Raw genomic sequence first — 17,327 nt, 5'->3', positions numbered from 1 at the left:
TGGCTTTGCCGGCCGCCGCGCTCAGAGAGAGCGCCCGATCAGCAATTTCATGATCTCGTTGGTGCCGCCATAGATGCGCTGGACGCGGGCGTCGCGGTACATGCGGGCGATCGGATATTCATTCATGTAGCCATAGCCGCCATGCAGTTGAAGGCATTCGTCGACGACTTTGCCCTGCAGGTCGCTGAGCCAGTATTTGGCCATCGAGGCGGTCACTGGGTCGAGGCCGCCGTCGATGTGGCGGGCGACGCAGTCATTGTAGAAGACGCGGCCGATCGTGGCCTCGGTCTTCAGTTCGGCCAGCTTGAACTGGGTGTTCTGGAAATCGATGACGGCCTTGCCGAAGGCCTTGCGTTCCTTGACGTAATCGATGGTGAGCGCCAGCGCCCGCTCGATCATGGCGATCGCGCCCGTGCCAATCTGCAGGCGCTCCTGCGGCAATTGCTGCATCAGTTGGACGAAGCCCTTGCCTTCCTCGTGGCCGAGCAGGTTGGAGGTCGGCACGCGCACGTCGTTGAAGAACAGCTCGGACGTGTCGTTCGACTTCAGCCCGATCTTGTCGAGGTTGCGGCCGCGCTGAAAACCCTCGACCTCGTCGGTCTCGACGACGATCAGCGAGGTGCCCTTGGCGCCCTTGTCCGGATCGGTCTTGGTGACGACAATGATCAGGTTGGCCAGCTGGCCATTGGTGATGAAGGTCTTCGAGCCGCTGATCTTGTAGTGGTTGCCGTCCTTCTCGGCACGGGTCTTGACGCCCTGCAGATCGGAGCCGGCGCCAGGCTCAGTCATGGCGATGGCGCCGATAAGCTCGCCGGTCGCAAGCTTCGGCAGCCATTTCTGCTTCTGCTCCTCGGAGCCGTAGTGAAGAATGTAGGGTGCGACGATCGAATTGTGCAGGCCGATGCCGAAACCGTCGACGCCGACATGGCCGATCGCCTCGATGATCGCGCTCTCATGCGCAAAAGTCCCGCCCGAGCCGCCATATTTCTCCGGCATGGAAGCGCAGAGCAGCCCGGCGGCGCCCGCCTTCAGCCAGCTCTCTCGGTCGAACATCTCGTTCTTCTCGAACTCGTCATAGCGCGGCGCGATCTCTTCGGCCATGAAGCGGGACGCCATGTCGTGGAGCATGCCGACCTCGTCCGCCGCCCAGGCGGGCTTCGGAAGACCAAGAATTTCGGCTGGATTTGTCGCCACGTTTTCCTCCGCGTTCCGACGATTGTGGGCCGGCGGCGCCGGCCCGCCGAATCTAGAACGCTTCCGCCGGCAACGCCATCAGCGTGTCCGCGCCACTGGAAATGCGGGCAAGCCGCGTCGCCGTTTCCGGCATGATGCGCTCCATGAAGAAGCGCGCCGTGACCAGCTTGGTATCGTAGAATGGCGCAGCGCCGTTGGCGCCTTCCGCGAGCTTGGCCTGCGCGGACTTCGCCATCTGGGCCCACATATAGCCCAGCGCCACGAGACCGAAGAGATGCATGTAGTCGGTCGAGGCGGCGCCTGCGTTGTCGGGCTTGGCCATGGCGTTCTGCACCAGCCACATCGTAGCCGCTTGCAGGTCGTTGAGACCCTTCTTCAGCGCCTTGGTGAAGGGCGCCATCTTCTCATCAGTGCGGTTCTCCTCGCAGAACTCGCCGAGCTCCTTGAAGAAGGCCTGCACGGCGCGACCGCCATTCTGCGCCAGCTTGCGGCCGACGAGGTCGAGCGCCTGGATGCCGTTGGCACCTTCATAGATCATGGCGATGCGGGCATCGCGCACGAACTGGCTCATGCCGTGCTCTTCGATATAGCCGTGGCCGCCGAACACCTGCTGGGCCATCACCGCGTGGTCGAAACCCTTGTCGGTGAGCACGCCCTTGACCACCGGCGTCATCAGGCCGGTGTAATCGTCGGCCGCCTGGCGGTCCTTGTCGTCGCCGGAACGATGCGCGACGTCGGATTTGATCGCCGTCCACAATGCCAGCGCGCGGCCGGCCTCGTTATAGGCCTTCATGGTCATCAGCGAACGGCGGATGTCGGGATGGACGATGATCGGATCGGCCTTCTTGTCCGGCGCCTTGGCACCCGACAGCGAGCGCCCCTGCAGCCGGTCCTTGGCGTAGGAGACGGCGTTCTGATAGGCGATCTCGGAGACCGAAAGCCCCTGCAGGCCGACGCCGAGGCGGGCCTCGTTCATCATGGTGAACATAGCCTTCAAGCCGCCGTTCAATTCGCCGAGCAGCGTGCCCTCGGCCTCGTCATAATTCATGACGCAGGTCGAGTTGCCGTGGATGCCCATCTTCTCCTCGATCGAGCCGCAGGAGAGCGTGTTGCGCTCACCGGGATTGCCAGCGGCATCAAGCTTGAACTTCGGCACGATGAACAGCGAGATGCCCTTGACGCCTTCCGGCGCGCCCTCGACGCGGGCCAGCACCAGATGGACGATGTTGTCCGACATGTCGTGCTCGCCGGCGGAGATGAAGATCTTCTGGCCGGAAATCCTGTAAGTGCCGTCGCCGTTGGGAACGGCCTTGGTGCGCAGCAGGCCGAGATCGGTGCCGCAATGCGGCTCGGTGAGGTTCATGGTGCCGGTCCAGCCGCCCTCGATCAGCCTCGGCAGCCAAGTGGCCTTCTGTTCGTCCGTGCCATGGGTGACGATGGCCGCGATGGCGCCTTGCGTCAGGCCGGGATACATCATCAGCGCCATGTTGGCCGAAATCATGTATTCGGAGACGGCAGTGTGGACCGCATAGGGCAGGCCCTGGCCACCGAACTCGGCGGGTGCTGCAAGCCCCATCCAGCCGCCCTCGCGATACTGGTCGTAGGCGTCCTTGAAGCCCTTCGGCGTCGTCACCGAGCCGTCGTCATGGCGCACGCAGCCTTCCATGTCGCCAACCCGGTTCAGCGGATGCATGACGTTCTCGGCGAGCTTGGCGCCTTCGGCGAGGATCGCCTCGACCACGTCGGGCGTCGCGTCCGAGAGGCCCGGAAGATTGGAATAGCGCTGATAGCCCAGCACGTCGTTGAGCACGAACAGCGTGTCCTGGATCGGGGCCCTGTAGATCGTCATGCCTTCCTCCACCCTTACAGTCCCGGCCCGGCCGGCAAGTCGCCTCTCCCGGACAGGGAGACCGGGCCAATGTCGATGTTGCGATAGCAAATATTGACGTTTGCGTAAACGTCAACTTCGTCGCAGCCTGAAATTTTTGTGAGCGGTCAGGCATTGTGACGACAAAAAAGCCGCGCGGCCATAGCCACGCGGCTTTCTACGTCCCGGTATTCCGGAAGAGCGGGCGATCAGCCGACGGCGCTGGCCTGCGGCGGCGCGGTGCGCTCGACGAGCATCTGCCGCACGACCGACATCGAGTTGCTCAGCTCGCCGATAGCATCATCGATCAGCGCCCGCTGCTTCTGCAGGCGAGCGAGCTGCTTCTCCGACTTGTCGAGCGCCAGCCGCAGCTGCTTGGTGTTGGTGCCGGTCGGATCGTAGAGATCCATCATCTGCTTGACGTCGCGCAGCGAGAACCCGACCTTGCGGCCGAGCAGGATCAGCTTCAGCCGAGCCTTGTCGCGGCGCGTGTAGAGACGGGTCGAGCCGTCGCGATGAGGATTGAGAAGGCCCTTGTCTTCATAGAAACGCAGCGTGCGCAGCGTCACGCCGTATTTCTTGGCCATCTCACCGATGCGGACGAATTCCTCGCCTGCCTCGGCTGGTATGTCATTGGTATTGGCCGCGGCTTCGCCGGGCGAAACAAGTTTCATGGTCACTGGCATTCCCCTGGTGGCGTCGCGGTCGCGGACCAAGCGTCGCCTGAATGGAAGCGGGGGCGTGCTTCCAATCGTGGTTGCAACAACAAATCAATCGCAAGAGGCACGGCTTCGCACCTTTTACGTTTACGTCAATCCTATATCGACAGCCGCAGGGTGACGCAAGGGCGTTGTCGGAGCGAACCTTTATGCCGCACCCGAAATGCCGCTCACGATTTATGCGCGACTTCTTAAGCTTGGTTAACGCCTTGTTTACCACGTTGGGCGAAATGTGCGCATGTCGGTCACCCGTGGTTATCCTGTAGCGAATTTTTCACGGTTTTCGAAGCGCGGGTAAAACCCGGGAAGCTCGTCTTCCTCCGCAGCAAAACCGCTCGGCTCGCTTCGTACCCGGCAGGCTACTGGGAAACCGGTCTTTGGCCGGCCACTCTGAACACGGGCGCATCGATGAACAGCAAGCGGTCCTATCTCGATACACTCAACGCCGGCAGGCAACGCCGGCCGCATGCCTCGCTCGAAGAACTGAACCGCTCGCTCGAAACGCTCGAGCAGAGGCTGGACCGGACGCGCGCCGACATGCCCGACCGCCCCGACCCGCGACGGCCGACCGCCGAGCCGCGTTATCCCAGCACGCAGCCTTACGGCCAGGCGCCGCGCTGGTATGAGGATCCCTATGCCGTGCAAAGACCCCTGGACCGGGCGCCGCAGAATCCGTGGCCGCAGGAGCGCGCCCCGCAAAACCCCGCGCCCGCCTATCAGGCGATCGCGCGCGACATCGACCGGGTGCGCGGCCAGGAAGACAGCGTCGCCATGGTCGGCAAGATCGCCGTCGAGTTGCGCGGGCTGCGCGAGGAACTTCGGCACCAGATGACCGCCGGCCTGCAGCGCGAATTCGAGGCGTTTCGCCAGGATATCGACCGCGCCCTGCAGGCCAACAGCCAGCGCGGCGCGATGCCCGACAAGAGCAGCGCCGAGCTCGGCCTCGAATTCGAGCGGCTTTCGGGAGCGATCCAGTCGCTCGCCGAAAAAAGTGATGACCGCAGCGTCAATCTGCTGCGGCTGGAACTGGAACAGGTGAAGGGCGCGCTGGACACGTTGGCGCGCGAGGAAAGCGTGCAGAAGGTCGACCGCCGCTGGGACGATTTCGACCGCCGCTGGAGCGCTTTCGAGGACCGTGTCGACGCCGACCAGCGCAAGCGCGCCGAAGGCCCTAGCCTTTCAGTGCTGACAGATCGGCTCGAGCAGATTAGCAGCGCCGTCAACAGCCTGCCGGAATCGCTTTCGCTGCGCTCGCTGGAGGAAAAGGTGCGCACGCTTGCCGGCGCGGTCGACCGTTTCGCCGGCCAGCAGACCGCGCGCGGCGGCGAAACGCTCGCCATGATCGACGAGCGGCTGGACGAGATTTCCCGCGCCATCGTCGCATCGACGGTGGCCGCGCAGGCCAATGCCTTCGACCCCGAGACCTTCGGCCGGATCGAGAAGCGCATGGCCTCGCTGGCGGTGCAGATCGAAGAGGTCGCGCAGTCGCAGCCCGGCGCCGAGGTCCTCGACCGCCTCAATCTTCTCACCAGCCGCGTGGACCAGCTGGCCGGCCGCACCGATCTGCCCGAGCAGGCCATGGAGCGTCTGGGCAAACAGATCGCTTCCATCACCGACAAGATGGACCGCGCGCCGGCCATGCCCGACGCGGACCAGATCTTCCAGGGCCTGGAGCAGCGCTTCGACGCGCTGTCGATGCTGCTCGAGCGCCGCCAGGGAGACGCAATCGAACAAAGCAACGCGTTGTTCCACGATCTGGAGCGTCGGCTGGACGAGGTGGCGAATAGGCTCGACCAGCGCATGCGTCAAGACGACAGCGCCGGCATCATGGAAGCGATCGATGCCCGCTTCACCGCTCTGGCCAAGCGCATCGAGACGCGCGCGCCCGATCCCGCCAGCGATATGGCGATCCGCGGGCTCGAAAGCCGGCTCGAGGATATTTCCAGCCGGCTGGAATCGTCGGCGCATCAGGTCGCCGGCATCGATCCGGCGCTGATCCGCAGCCTGGAAGCGCAGGTCGCCGGCCTATCGGCGCATCTTTCCAGGCCCGGCACGCCGCTGCCCGAGTTCGAGGACATCAGTCCGCGCCTAAACGAGATCGAGAAGTCGCTGGCCGGCACGCGCGATTCCATTCTGAGCGTGGCGCGCGAGGCGGCCGAGAGCGCCGTCAAATCGCTCGCCGAGTCGACCTCCAGCACGGCGCAGACCAACGCGACCGCCGTTGCCGGCCTCGCCCAGGATCTGAAGACGCTCGAAGCGCTCACCCGCCGCTCCGACGAACGCAATTCGCGGACTTTCGAGGCAATCCACGACACGCTGCTCAAGATCGTCGACAGGCTGGGCTCGCTGGAAGCGACCGAGACCAGCGAGGCGGTCAGCGAGCTGGTCGATCCGCAACCGGCCAGCAAGCGCGGCGGCCGCGGCGGCAAGATCGCGGTGCAGGACGCGCCTTCGATGGATATCGACCAGCCGCTGCCGCTCACCGGAGACATGGCTAGCCTTGAAGGCCGCGCCGCGGAGATCATGCGCGACGAGCCGAGCGTACCGCGCACGCCCGCCGAGGCTGCTGCAGCAGCCGCCATGGCGGCGCTGGGACCGGATGCGGTCGGCGACAGGAGCGAGACGGCCGGCCGCAGGAAATCCATGTTCAGCGGCCTGGCGCGCGCCTTCAAGGGCAAGAAGGACGCGGACACGCAGCCGCTTGCCGGCTCGGCGCCGGTCGGCGACGTGCCGAGCGTCGACATCGACGAACCACTCGACCCCAAGGCGGCCAACCGGCCGTTGGAGCCCGGTTCCGGTGCGCCGGACCTCAATGCCATCATGAAGCGGGTGCGAGACGAGCGCGGCGGGCAGCCGGCCCGGCGCACCGACAGCGATGCCGCTAAGTCGGATTTCATCGCCGCGGCCCGGCGCGCTGCCCAGGCGGCAGCGGCGGAAGCCGACACGCTGAAGCGGCAATCGACCATGACCGGCCCGGTGAAGGCACTGCGGATCGGCGACCTGCTCAAGGCGCGGCGCAAGCCGATCCTGATGGCTGCGGCGGCCATCATGATGGCTCTGGCCGGTCTGCAGCTGGGCAAAGCCTTCCTGTCCGATCCGGTCGAGACGGCCAACAACCAGCCTGCTCTCTCCACGCAAACGGTCGATACGGCTTCGCTCAACGCCACCGCCGCGCCGCAGGCCGACACGCAGAAGACCGACACACCGAAGATTGATGCCGCTGCACAGCCCGAAAGCGCGCCTGCCCGTCCCGTCAGACAGGCGGAGCCCGTCCAAGAGACGGCACCGGCCGCATCTGTCCCCGCAAGTCCCGAAAGAGCAGCCGCCACGCCGGCCGAACCGGCACCCGCGCCGGTGGCGCTTGCAGCGCCTGCCGCACCGGCGCCGATGGCTTCGGCGACGCCATCCGAGCCCGCCGCCTCGGCTGCTACTGCGACGGACACGGACGGCGACACGCAGCCGATGGCCAAGGAGCCCGTGACGGCCGGTCCGGCAGCCGGCGGCGGCGCGTCCAGCGCGCCTGCGGCAGCCTCCGCCGACACGACAGGCACCGTGCCGCCGGCCGGGAGCCAGACGGCAGCCGCCAAATTCGACATTCCGTCCGAAATCGGTCCGGTGGCGCTGCGCGACGCCGCCGCCGGCGGCGACGCCAAGGCGCTGTTCGAGGTCGGCTCGCGCTATGCTGAATCGCGCGGCGTGAAGGAAGACATGAAGGCCGCCGCCAAATGGTACGAGCAGTCGGCCGAGCTCGGCTTCGCCCCGGCCGAATACCGCATCGGCAATTTCTACGAAAAGGGCATCGGCGTCGCGCGCGACATCAAGAAGGCCAAGACCTACTACCAGCTCGCCGCCGAGCAGGGAAACGCCAGCGCCATGCACAATCTCGCGGTGCTGTTCGCCATGGCGGCGGACGGGGTGACCGACAATGAATCGGCGACGCACTGGTTCCAGGAAGCCGCCGACCTCGGCGTCAAGGACAGCCAGTTCAACCTCGGCATCCTGGCGGCCAAGGGCGTCGGCATGAAGCAGAACCTGGAAGAGTCCTACAAGTGGTTCGCCCTGGTCGCCAAGACCGGCGACAAGGACGCCTCAGCCAAGCGCGACGAGATCGCCAATGCGCTGCGGCCCGAGCAGCTCGAGCGGGCGCGCGCCGCCACGGAATTGTGGAAGGCCAAGCCGCTCAACGCCGCCGCCAACTCGGCCGACATTCCGGAATCCTGGCAGGACAGCACGCCGCAGACCACCGCCGGCATCGACATGAAGAAGGCGGTGAAGAACATCCAGCTGATCCTCAACAAGAACGGCTACGATGCCGGCGGCGCCGACGGCGTCATGGGCGGCAAGACCAAGACCGCGATCATGGCCTTCCAGACCGACAACAAGATGACGCCGACCGGCGAGATCGACGCGCCGCTCGTCAAGGCGCTCTTGGCGAAGAAATAACGGCAGGCGCGTCGCATACACGACGCCCTGCCACACATTTGCCTGTTAACTGATTGAGATGGTTTTTGTTTCGGCGCGGCGGCGGGGTTTTGACCCGCCGCCGCACCGGCGCAAGAAAAAATTGGCTTTTCGGTGCTTTAGTGTCCGGGGACGGCACTATGCGCCGACAGACAAACTGATCGAGACAGCCGGGTGGGCATCTATCTCCCGATCGCGGAAATTTCCGTCAACGTCTTCGTGCTGCTGGCGATGGGCGCGGCGGTGGGCTTCCTGTCGGGCATGTTCGGGGTCGGCGGCGGCTTCCTCATCACGCCGCTTTTGATCTTCTACAACATCCCGCCCGCGATCGCGGTCGCCACCGGCGCCAACCAGGTCATCGCCTCCTCCTTCTCCGGCGCGCTGTCGCATTTCAAGCGCGGCACGCTCGACTTCAAGCTGGGCGGCGTGCTGCTGGCCGGCGGCATCGTCGGCTCGACAGCCGGCATCTTCGTGTTCGCGCTGTTGCGCCGGCTCGGCCAGCTCGACCTCTTCATCTCGCTGCTCTACGTGGTGCTGCTCGGCACGGTCGGCGGGCTGATGCTGGTCGAGAGCCTCAACGCGCTGCGCGCCAGCCGCAGCGGCGCGGCGCCCGTGCTGAAGAAATCCGGCCAGCATAACTGGATCCACCGGCTGCCGTTCAAGATGCGCTTCCGCGCCTCCAAGCTGTTCGTCAGCGTCATCCCGGTGCTCGGGCTCGGCGCCGGGATCGGCTTCCTGTCGTCGATCATGGGCGTCGGCGGCGGCTTCATCATGGTGCCGGCGCTGATCTACCTGCTCAAGGTGCCGACCAATGTCGTTATCGGCACCTCGCTGTTCCAGATCATCTTCACGTCGGCCTACACCACGCTGGTGCATGCCACGACCAACCAGACGGTCGACGTGATCCTGGCCTTCCTGCTGATGGCCGGCGGCGTCGCCGGCGCGCAATATGGCGCCAAGGCCGGCCAGAGGCTGCGCGGCGAGCAGCTGCGCGCGCTTTTGGCGATGCTGGTGCTGGCCGTCGCCATCCGCCTTGCCGTCGATCTCTTCGTGACGCCGCCAAATCTCTATTCGCTGTCCGCCGCGGGCCTCAACTGATGGCGGGATTGAGAGCGTTTGCAGCCGCCGCCTCGTTGTCGATGCTCTTTGCCCTTTCCCCGGCGACGGCGCAGGCGCCGCCCACCGAAAGCATCCAGATCGGCCTTTCGACCGACGCGATCTCCATCACGGCGGGCTTCTCCGGCGCCGACCTCACCATCTTCGGATCGCTGGAAAATCCCGACCCGCTGATCGCCAGACAGGGCCGCTACGACGTGGTCGTCGTGCTCGAAGGGCCGCCGCGCCCGGTCGTGGTGCGGCGCAAGGACCGCGTGCTCGGCGTCTGGATCAACCTGGACTCCGAAACCTTCGAGAACGTGCCTGTCTCCTATTCCGTCGCGACGACGCGGCCGCTGCAGGACATCGCCGAGCCCGCCAAATACAAGCAGCTCTCGCTCGGGGCGCAGAACCTCTACATGAAGCCCGCCGACGAGACCGACAGCCCGGCGACGATCCAGGAATTCACCGCCGCGCTGCGGGAGCGCAAGGCGGCGACGGGCCTCTACAGCGAAAATGTCGGCGGCGTGCAGTTCCTGTCGCAGAACCTGTTTCGCGCCACGGTGAGGCTCGCGCCGAACGTGCCAGTCGGCACCCACAAAGCGCGCGCCTTCCTGTTCAAGAGCGGCATGTTCGTCAAGGAAAGCTCGGCCCAGCTCGAAATCCGCAAGTCCGGTTTCGAGCAGTCGGTCTTTCGCGTCGCGCATGACTATTCCTTCCTCTACGGCGTGTTCGCCATATCGCTCGCCATGCTGACCGGCTGGCTGGGCCGCATCATCTTCCGCAAGGATTAAAGACCAAAAGGGTTTCCCTCCGGGCGATCATGCGATAAACCGCCGCCTCCCAGCCCAAGGGGTAAACAAGCACAATCTATTTGGCAGAGCGGTCCGGCCATCCGGACGACGGCGCGCTTGGCGTCCCTGCCACAAGGCAACGACAGGAGGCTGCGATGCAATCAGCATTCGGCGGCATCGATTTCGGCACGTCCAATTCCACCGTGGGGGTGATCCGCGACGGCCGGGCGCGACTGGTGGCGCTGGAGGGCGAGCAACCCACTCTGCCGAGCGCCGTGTTCTTCAACTTCGAGGACGGCTACACTTATTTCGGCCGCCGCGCGATCAGCGACTATACCGATAGCATCGAAGGCCGGCTGATGCGCTCTCTGAAGAGCGTGCTCGGCAGCTCGCTCGCCAATGAGAAGACCCGCATCAAGGCGCGCCAGATCGGCTTCATCGACATTATCGGCATGTTCGTCGGCCATCTGAAGAAGCGGCTCGAAGAAGACGCCGGCGGTCCGGTCGAGAACGTGGTGCTCGGCCGGCCCGTGCAGTTCGTCGACGAGGACACGGCCGCCGATGCGAAGGCGCAGGGCGAATTGGAGAAGGCCGCGCGCGCGCAAGGCTTCAAGTACATCGCCTTCCAGTTCGAGCCGATCGCGGCGGCGCTCGACTACGAGCAGAAGGTCACCCGCGAAGAGCTGGCTCTGATCGTCGACATGGGCGGCGGCACATCCGACTTCTCGATTGTGCGGGTCTCGCCGGAGCGCGCCCGCTCGACCGACCGCAAGGCGGACATCCTAGCCAATCGCGGCATCCATATCGGCGGCACCGATTTCGACCGCCTGCTCAGCATCGCCCATGTCATGCCCGAGCTCGGCTATCTGACGCGGACCAAGGACCACAAGCGCAACCTGCCCGCAGCCTATTTCATCGACTTGGCAACCTGGCAGCGCATCAACCTCGTCTACACCGCCAAGGCGATGTCGGACCTGCGACAGATCCGCTACGAGGCCGAGGGCGCCGACCTCGTCGACCGCTTCATCCATGTCGTCGAGCATCGCTATGGCCATGCGATGGCGGGCCTGGTCGAAAGGGCCAAGATCGCGCTGACCGACCAGCCCTCGGCCGAGGTGAAGGTGTCGCTGCCCGGCGCGCGCTTTGCGGCCGAGATCACGCGCGCGGGCCTCGAGGAGACCATTGCGAACGACATCGAACGCGTGTCCGCGACGGTCAAGCAGACCATCGCCGACGCCGGCGTCGATGCCTCCGCCATCACTGCGGTGTTCCTCACCGGCGGCTCGACCGCGATCCCGCTGGCGAAGCGGGCGATCCTGTCGCTGGTGCCGCAGGCCTCCGTCATCGAAGGCGATATGTTCGGCTCGGTCGGCCTCGGTCTCGCGCTCGACGCGCAGCGCAAATACGCCTGACTATTCCGCGCTTGCCAGCGCGTCCGCTTTCCCGGTGAGGTGCGCCTTCAGCGCCATCTGGGCGAGGCTCGCCTGACGGTCGCGGTGCGTGATCATGGCGAAGTCGCGCTTCGGCAGTTCGACCGGCACGGCCCTGAGGCTGCCCTCGGCCAGGGAGCGCGCGACCACCAGCTCCGAGATGATCGTGGCGCCCGCGCCGGCCTCGACCGCCTGACGCACGGCCTCGTTGCTCGGCAGGACCAGGAAAATCTGCAGCTCCGCCGGCGGAACGCCCTGACCATGCGCGAAATCCTCCAGCGCCTCGCGCGTGCCCGACCCGCCTTCCCTGATGATCCAGCGCAGCGCCCTGATGTCGAGATTTCCCGCCCGCGTCATCGGAATCTCGGGATGTGAGCGCGCCACCACCAGCATCATGCGGTCCTCGTCGACCGTGGCGCGGCGCAGGATGTCGGACTCGGTGCGGCCCTCGACCAGGCCGAAATCGGCGCGGCCGTCCAGCACATTGGTCTCGACCTGCCTGGTGTTGCCGATCGTCACGCTCAGCTTCACAGCGGGATAGGCCTCGTGGAAGGCAGCCAGGCGACGCGGCAGCCAGTAGCTGGCGATGGTCTGGCTGGCCGCGATCGACAGGCTGCCGGCGACGGTCTGCGAGACATCCTCCAGCACGCCACGAGCAGCCGCGGCGCGATCCAGGACCGCCTTCGCCTCCGGCAGGAAGCGATGACCGGTCTCTGCCAGTTCAATGTTGCGGCCGACCCGGTTGAACAGGCGCACGTCGTGCTGGGTTTCGAGCGCGCGGATAGCCGCCGACGCAGCCGACTGCGAGATGCCGAGCCGCTCGGCGGCCTTGGTCATGTGGCCATGCTCGGCGACGGCGACGAAGATGCGCAACTGGTCGAGGGTCATAGCGCAACTAAGAAGCAAAATCGATCGGAATTACAAGAGCTGCTTGTTAGACGGATCAATTGCTTTGTTCTAAGTTTTTAGCTGGACTTGGAAAAAATTGGTCGCCAGAGGCCAAGAGTGGGAAATGGCAGGGCGCTTCAAATCCCTATTCGCGCATTGGAGCCGCCGGCTGAAGCGGCAGCTTGCCGGCGAGCGCTATCATCCTGAACTTCACTACATGCGCGGCCCGGGGTCTAAGACGAAGGCCAAGATGGCGAACGGCAAGAGCGTTCGCCAATCATGAGCAAAGCCGCGCCGCGCGGCGCCAATTCCGCACCCTCGCAACGGCCTCTTTCCGACACTCACGCGCCAAATGAGGGCGACGGCGTCGAGACTTCGCCCAGCGTCTCCGACCGCGTCGCCAAGACCACCTGCTATATGTGCGCCTGCCGCTGCGGCATCGACGTCCACATCAAGGACGGCAAGGTCCGCTACATCAACGGCAACAAGGACCATCCGGTGAACCGCGGTGTGATCTGCGGCAAGGGCAGCGCCGGCATCATGCAGCATTACAGCCCGGCGCGGCTGAAGAAACCGCTGCTGCGCACAGGCCCGCGCGGCTCGGGCGAATTCCGTGAGATCGAATGGGACGAGGCTCTGACCATCGCCACCGAGAGGCTGTCGGCGATCCGCCGCACCGATCCGAAAAAACTCGCCTTCTTCACCGGACGCGACCAGTCGCAATCGCTGACCGGCTGGTGGGCGTCGAAATTCGGCACGCCGAACTTCGCCGCGCATGGCGGCTTCTGCTCGGTCAACATGGCGGCCGGTGGGCTCTACACGATCGGCGGCTCATTCTGGGAGTTCGGCGAACCCGACTGGGACAACACGAAATACTTCATGCTGTTCGGCGTCGCCGAGGACCATGATTCCAACCCGATCAAGATCGGGCTGGGCAAGCTCAAGGCGCGGGGCGCCAAGGTGGTTTCGATCAACCCTTGCCGTACCGGCTACAATGCGATCGCCGACGACTGGATCGGCATCCGGCCGGGCACAGATGGCCTGTTCGTGCTGGCGCTGGTCCACGAATTGCTCAAGGCCGGGCGCGTCGACCTCGACTATCTGCTGCGCTACACCAATGCGCCGGTGCTGGTCGTGCAGGAGCCCGGGTCCGCCGATGACGGACTGTTCGTGCGCGATAGCGACGGTAATCCGCTTGCATGGGACAGGGTTGCGAAGCAGCCGGTCAACGCAGCCGGCCCCGAGGCAAAGCCGGCGCTGACCGGCAGCTACGAGGTCGGCGGGGGGCGTTGTGTGCCGGTGTTCCAGCTCATCGCCGATCGCTATCTGGACGACAGCTACTCGCCGGATGCCGTGGCGCAGCGTTGTGGCGTCAGCGCCGACATCATCCGGCGCATCGCGGCGGAATTGGCGCATGTCGCCTTCGAGCAGACGATCGAACTACCTATCGCCTGGACCGACTGGGCGGGCCGGCGGCACGAGACGATCAAGGGACGACCTGTGTCCATGCATGCCATGCGCGGCATCTCGGCCCATTCCAACGGCTTTCATACCTGCCGCGCCATCCATTTGCTGCAGGTTCTGCTCGGCACGGTGGACGTTCCGGGTGGCTTCCGGTTCAAGCCGCCCTATCCGCGCTGCGCGCCGCCGGGACCGAAGCCATGCGGAAAAAACGCCCAGCCGATGACGCCGCTGGACGGCGTGCCGCTCGGCTTCGTCTGCGGACCGGATGATCTTCTTGTCGACGAGGCCGGCCGTCCTGTCCGCATCGACAAGGCCTATTCCTGGGAAGCGCCCCTGGCAGCGCATGGGCTGATGCACACGGTGATCCGCAACGCCTGGGCCGGCGATCCTTATCCGATCGACACGCTGATGATGTACATGTCGAACATGGCGTGGAACTCGTCGATGAACACGGTCGAGACCATTGCCATGCTGACCGACAAGGACGAGGCCGGCGCCTACAAGATCCCCTTCATCATCTATTCCGACGCCTATTATTCCGAGACCGTGCCGTTCGCCGACCTGGTGCTGCCCGACACCACCTATCTCGAACGGGACGACTGCATCAGCCTGCTCGACCGGCCGATCAGCCATGCCGACGGCGCCGCCGACGCCATTCGCCACCCCGTGGTGCAGCCGGATCGCGACGTGCGGCCGTTCCAGTCGGTGCTGATCGAACTCGGCGCGCGGCTCGGCCTGCCTTGCTTCGTCAACGAGGACGGCTCGGCGACATACCGCGACTATGCCGACTACATCGTCAACCATCAGCGCACGCCCGGCATCGGCCCTCTAGCCGGCTGGCGCGGCAAGGATGGTGGCTCGATCGGCAAGGGCGACGTCAACCCAGACCAGTTGCAGCGCTACATCGACAATGGCGGCTTCTGGCACCACGATTTTTCCGACGACCAGCGCTATTACAAGATGGGCAACCGCGCCTATCTCGATTTCGCGGTCGAGATGGGTTTCATCCCCTGCGCAGAGCCGATCGTCTTCCAGCTTTACTCGGAGCCGATCCAACGGTTCAGGCTGGCAGCGCGTGGCCACGGCAAGGTGCAGCCACCCGACGCCGAACGCGGCCGCATCGAAGCCTATATGGACCCGCTGCCGTTCTGGTACGCGCCCTTCGAGGACGACGCCGTCGACCTTGAAAAATATCCGCTGCATGCGCTGACGCAGCGACCGATGCATATGTACCATTCCTGGGGTTCGCAGAATGCGTGGCTGCGGCAGATCACCAGCCAGAACCGGCTGTTCGTGCATCGCCAGACGGCCAGCAAGCTCGGCCTTGCCGACGACGACTGGGTTTGGATCGAAAGCATCAACGGAAGGGTGAAGGGCCAGATCAAGCTGATCGACGGCGTCAACCCGGACACGGTGTGGACCTGGAACGCGATCGGCAAGCGGCGCGGCAGCTGGGCGCTGAAGGACGATGCGGCCGAGAGCAATCGCGGCTTCCTGCTCAACCACATCATCGGCGACCAGACATCGGCCGATGCCAACGGCAAGCGCTATTCGAATTCCGATCCGGTCACGGGACAGGCGGCGTGGTTCGACGTGCGCGTGCGGATCGTCAAATGCTCGGCCGAGGAAGCCGGCTTCACCGAACCGCAATTCGAGCGTTTTGCTCAGCCGCCGCATTTCGAACCGTCGCCCGACGTACTTCGCTTCGGCGCGGAATTCCGCATGAAAAGGGAAGCCGCCGAATGACCTGCCTTCCCGCCCAAACCGACAAGAAGCTCGGCCTCGTCATCGACCTCGACACCTGCGTCGGCTGCCAGGCCTGCGTCACCGCCTGCAAGGAGTGGAACACCGGCGGCCATATGGCGCCGCTGACCGACATCGACCCTTATGGCGGACATGTTGACGGCGTCTGGTTCAACCGGGTGCATGCCTACGAGCACACGACGGAGCGGGGCTGCCGGACAGTGAACTTCCCGCGCTCCTGCCTCCATTGCGAGCAGCCGGCCTGCGTCACCGTTTGCCCGACCGGCGCCTCCTACAAGCGCGCCTCCGACGGCATCGTGCTGGTCGACGAGGATAAATGCATCGGCTGCAAATTGTGCAGCTGGGCCTGCCCCTATGGCGCGCGCGAGTTCGACGCGGATGTCGGCGTCATGAAGAAATGCACGCTCTGCGTCGACCGCATCTACAACGACAATCTGGCCGAGGAAGATCGCGTGCCCGCCTGCGTCGCCGCCTGCCCGACCAGCGCCCGGCATTTCGGCGATCTCGGCGATCCCACCTCGGCGATCTCGCAACTCGTCGAGGAGCGTGGCGGCGTGGCACTGATGCCGGAACTCGGCTACAAGCCGACCAACCGCTATTTGCCGCCGCGCGCCCGCAGCGAACGGGCGGCGAAGGTCGACGCGCCCGCGCTGGAGCCGATCAAGGCCGAGGGCGGCTTTCTCGGTTGGATCGACCGCGTGCTTTCGAACTGATCATGCACCCCGCTTTCTCGGTCGTCTTCTTCACAACCGCCACCGGTGCCGGCTACGGCCTGTTGGCGCTGCTCGGCCTGCTTGGCGGGTTGGGGTTCATTCCCGCCGATTTCCGGCTTGGGCTTGTCGGCATGGCGCTGGCGCTCGGGCTGATCGTGGCCGGGCTTTTGTCCTCCACCGGTCATCTCGGCCGTCCCAGGCGCGCCTGGCGCGCCTTCTCGCAATGGCGCAGCTCGTGGCTGTCGCGCGAAGGCGTGGCGTCGGTCGCGACCTTCATCCCGGCCGTGCTGTTCGGCATCGGCTGGGTGTTTCTCGGCAAGAGCGGCGGCTGGGTGGCGGCCGCCGGCCTGCTGGCGGCGGCTGGCGCCGTCGTGACTGTCTGCACGACGGGCATGATCTACGCTTCGCTGAAGCCGGTCGCGCAATGGCACAGCCGATATACGTTGCCGGCCTATCTCATCTTTGCTGCCATGACCGGAAGCGTTCTCGCCAACGCCCTGCTTCAGGGGTTCGAGCTGGGTTCAGCGGAGATGCTGGCCTGGGCCCTGCTTGCCACCCTCGCCGGCTGGGTCTGGAAGCTCGCGACATGGCGCTACAATGACCGGCTGGAGATTCCGACAAATGCCAACACCGCGACCGGGCTCGCCGGCGGCACGGTGCGGTCGATCGAATGGCCGCATACGGAAGAGAACTATCTGCTGAAGGAGATGGGCTTCCGCATCGCGCGCAAACATAGCGCGAAGCTACGACGGATCACGCAGACGCTGGCATTCATTGCGCCCGCCGTCCTGCTTGTCACCGCCTTCGCCCTGCCTTGGCCGTTCGCGGCGATTGCCTCGGTGCTTGCAGCTGTTTGTCAGTTGGCCGGCATGCTGGTCGAGCGCTGGCTGTTCTTCGCCGAGGCGAAGCACACGGTCACGCTGTACTATGGCAGATGA

Annotated in this window: 12 protein-coding genes; 8 read left to right on the top strand and 4 right to left on the bottom strand. The window is 65.2% G+C overall.

The window, feature by feature from the left end; genetic code table 11:
- Positions 1-21: 21 nt before the first annotated feature.
- The 3 genes from EJ068_RS21405 to EJ068_RS21395 all read right to left on the bottom strand — a co-directional run bounded on the left by EJ068_RS21405 (position 22) and on the right by EJ068_RS21395 (position 3,735).
- Positions 22-1,194, bottom strand: a complete 1,173-nt coding sequence (locus EJ068_RS21405) for an acyl-CoA dehydrogenase family protein (protein ID WP_127250791.1) — start codon at positions 1,192-1,194, stop codon at positions 22-24.
- A 52-nt stretch (positions 1,195-1,246) separates the two neighbouring features.
- A complete protein-coding gene (locus tag EJ068_RS21400) occupies positions 1,247-3,043 on the bottom strand; it encodes an acyl-CoA dehydrogenase (RefSeq protein ID WP_127250792.1) in 1,797 nt (598 codons plus the stop codon).
- A 227-nt stretch (positions 3,044-3,270) separates the two neighbouring features.
- Positions 3,271-3,735 (bottom strand): MerR family DNA-binding transcriptional regulator, encoded by a 465-nt coding sequence (locus tag EJ068_RS21395; RefSeq protein WP_127250805.1) that lies wholly within the window; start codon positions 3,733-3,735, stop codon positions 3,271-3,273.
- A gap of 453 nt (positions 3,736-4,188) precedes the next feature.
- Here EJ068_RS21395 and EJ068_RS21390 point away from each other — a divergent pair, with 453 nt between their 5' ends.
- The 4 genes from EJ068_RS21390 to EJ068_RS21375 all read left to right on the top strand — a co-directional run bounded on the left by EJ068_RS21390 (position 4,189) and on the right by EJ068_RS21375 (position 11,542).
- Positions 4,189-8,223, top strand: coding sequence for an SEL1-like repeat protein (locus EJ068_RS21390; RefSeq protein ID WP_129554852.1), 4,035 nt, complete (start codon positions 4,189-4,191; stop codon positions 8,221-8,223).
- Positions 8,224-8,415: 192 nt separating this feature from the next.
- Positions 8,416-9,339 (top strand): sulfite exporter TauE/SafE family protein, encoded by a 924-nt coding sequence (locus tag EJ068_RS21385; RefSeq protein WP_127250794.1) that lies wholly within the window; start codon positions 8,416-8,418, stop codon positions 9,337-9,339.
- Positions 9,339-10,130 (top strand): TIGR02186 family protein, encoded by a 792-nt coding sequence (locus tag EJ068_RS21380; protein WP_127250795.1) that lies wholly within the window; start codon positions 9,339-9,341, stop codon positions 10,128-10,130. Before EJ068_RS21385 ends, EJ068_RS21380 begins: the two co-directional genes overlap by 1 nt.
- 155 nt (positions 10,131-10,285) lie before the next feature.
- Positions 10,286-11,542, top strand: coding sequence for an Hsp70 family protein (locus EJ068_RS21375; RefSeq protein ID WP_127250796.1), 1,257 nt, complete (start codon positions 10,286-10,288; stop codon positions 11,540-11,542).
- Here the strand turns inward: EJ068_RS21375 and EJ068_RS21370 are convergent, their stop codons facing one another.
- Positions 11,543-12,448 carry a LysR family transcriptional regulator gene (locus tag EJ068_RS21370; protein ID WP_127250797.1) on the bottom strand — a complete coding sequence of 302 codons (906 nt, stop codon included), beginning with the start codon at positions 12,446-12,448 and terminating at the stop codon, positions 11,543-11,545.
- A 124-nt stretch (positions 12,449-12,572) separates the two neighbouring features.
- Between EJ068_RS21370 and EJ068_RS32725 the strand changes: the two genes are divergently transcribed.
- The 4 genes from EJ068_RS32725 to EJ068_RS21355 are packed head-to-tail and all read left to right on the top strand — an operon-like array spanning position 12,573 to position 17,327.
- Positions 12,573-12,731, top strand: a complete 159-nt coding sequence (locus tag EJ068_RS32725) for a hypothetical protein (protein ID WP_189342302.1) — start codon at positions 12,573-12,575, stop codon at positions 12,729-12,731.
- The gene (locus EJ068_RS21365) at positions 12,728-15,658 is read left to right on the top strand and encodes a molybdopterin oxidoreductase family protein (protein ID WP_127250798.1); all 2,931 of its coding nucleotides are present in this window, start codon (positions 12,728-12,730) and stop codon (positions 15,656-15,658) included. Before EJ068_RS32725 ends, EJ068_RS21365 begins: the two co-directional genes overlap by 4 nt.
- A complete protein-coding gene (locus EJ068_RS21360) occupies positions 15,655-16,389 on the top strand; it encodes a 4Fe-4S dicluster domain-containing protein (RefSeq protein WP_126079368.1) in 735 nt (244 codons plus the stop codon). The genes EJ068_RS21365 and EJ068_RS21360 overlap by 4 nt, the downstream gene beginning before the upstream one ends.
- A gap of 2 nt (positions 16,390-16,391) precedes the next feature.
- On the top strand, positions 16,392-17,327 hold the full coding sequence (locus EJ068_RS21355) for a DmsC/YnfH family molybdoenzyme membrane anchor subunit (RefSeq protein WP_127250800.1): 936 nt from the start codon (positions 16,392-16,394) through the stop codon (positions 17,325-17,327).

The organism is Mesorhizobium sp. M2A.F.Ca.ET.043.02.1.1 (assembly GCF_003952405.1).
Taxonomy (GTDB): Bacteria; Pseudomonadota; Alphaproteobacteria; order Rhizobiales; family Rhizobiaceae; genus Mesorhizobium.
The sequence above is the reverse complement of the archived record's forward strand: the minus strand, read 5'-3'. Positions and strand labels throughout refer to the sequence as shown.

Excerpts from the sequence above, each read along its gene's own strand:
- EJ068_RS21400 (WP_127250792.1), bottom strand. The coding sequence starts at position 3,043 with ATGACGATCTACAGGGCCCCGATCCAGGACACGCTGTTCGTGCTCAAC.
- EJ068_RS21395 (WP_127250805.1), bottom strand. The coding sequence starts at position 3,735 with ATGAAACTTGTTTCGCCCGGCGAAGCCGCGGCCAATACCAATGACATA.
- EJ068_RS21390 (WP_129554852.1), top strand. The coding sequence starts at position 4,189 with ATGAACAGCAAGCGGTCCTATCTCGATACACTCAACGCCGGCAGGCAA.
- EJ068_RS21380 (WP_127250795.1), top strand. The coding sequence starts at position 9,339 with ATGGCGGGATTGAGAGCGTTTGCAGCCGCCGCCTCGTTGTCGATGCTC.
- EJ068_RS21375 (WP_127250796.1), top strand. The coding sequence starts at position 10,286 with ATGCAATCAGCATTCGGCGGCATCGATTTCGGCACGTCCAATTCCACC.
- EJ068_RS21370 (WP_127250797.1), bottom strand. The coding sequence starts at position 12,448 with ATGACCCTCGACCAGTTGCGCATCTTCGTCGCCGTCGCCGAGCATGGC.
- EJ068_RS32725 (WP_189342302.1), top strand. The coding sequence starts at position 12,573 with ATGGCAGGGCGCTTCAAATCCCTATTCGCGCATTGGAGCCGCCGGCTG.
- EJ068_RS21365 (WP_127250798.1), top strand. The coding sequence starts at position 12,728 with ATGAGCAAAGCCGCGCCGCGCGGCGCCAATTCCGCACCCTCGCAACGG.
- EJ068_RS21360 (WP_126079368.1), top strand. The coding sequence starts at position 15,655 with ATGACCTGCCTTCCCGCCCAAACCGACAAGAAGCTCGGCCTCGTCATC.
- EJ068_RS21355 (WP_127250800.1), top strand. The coding sequence starts at position 16,392 with ATGCACCCCGCTTTCTCGGTCGTCTTCTTCACAACCGCCACCGGTGCC.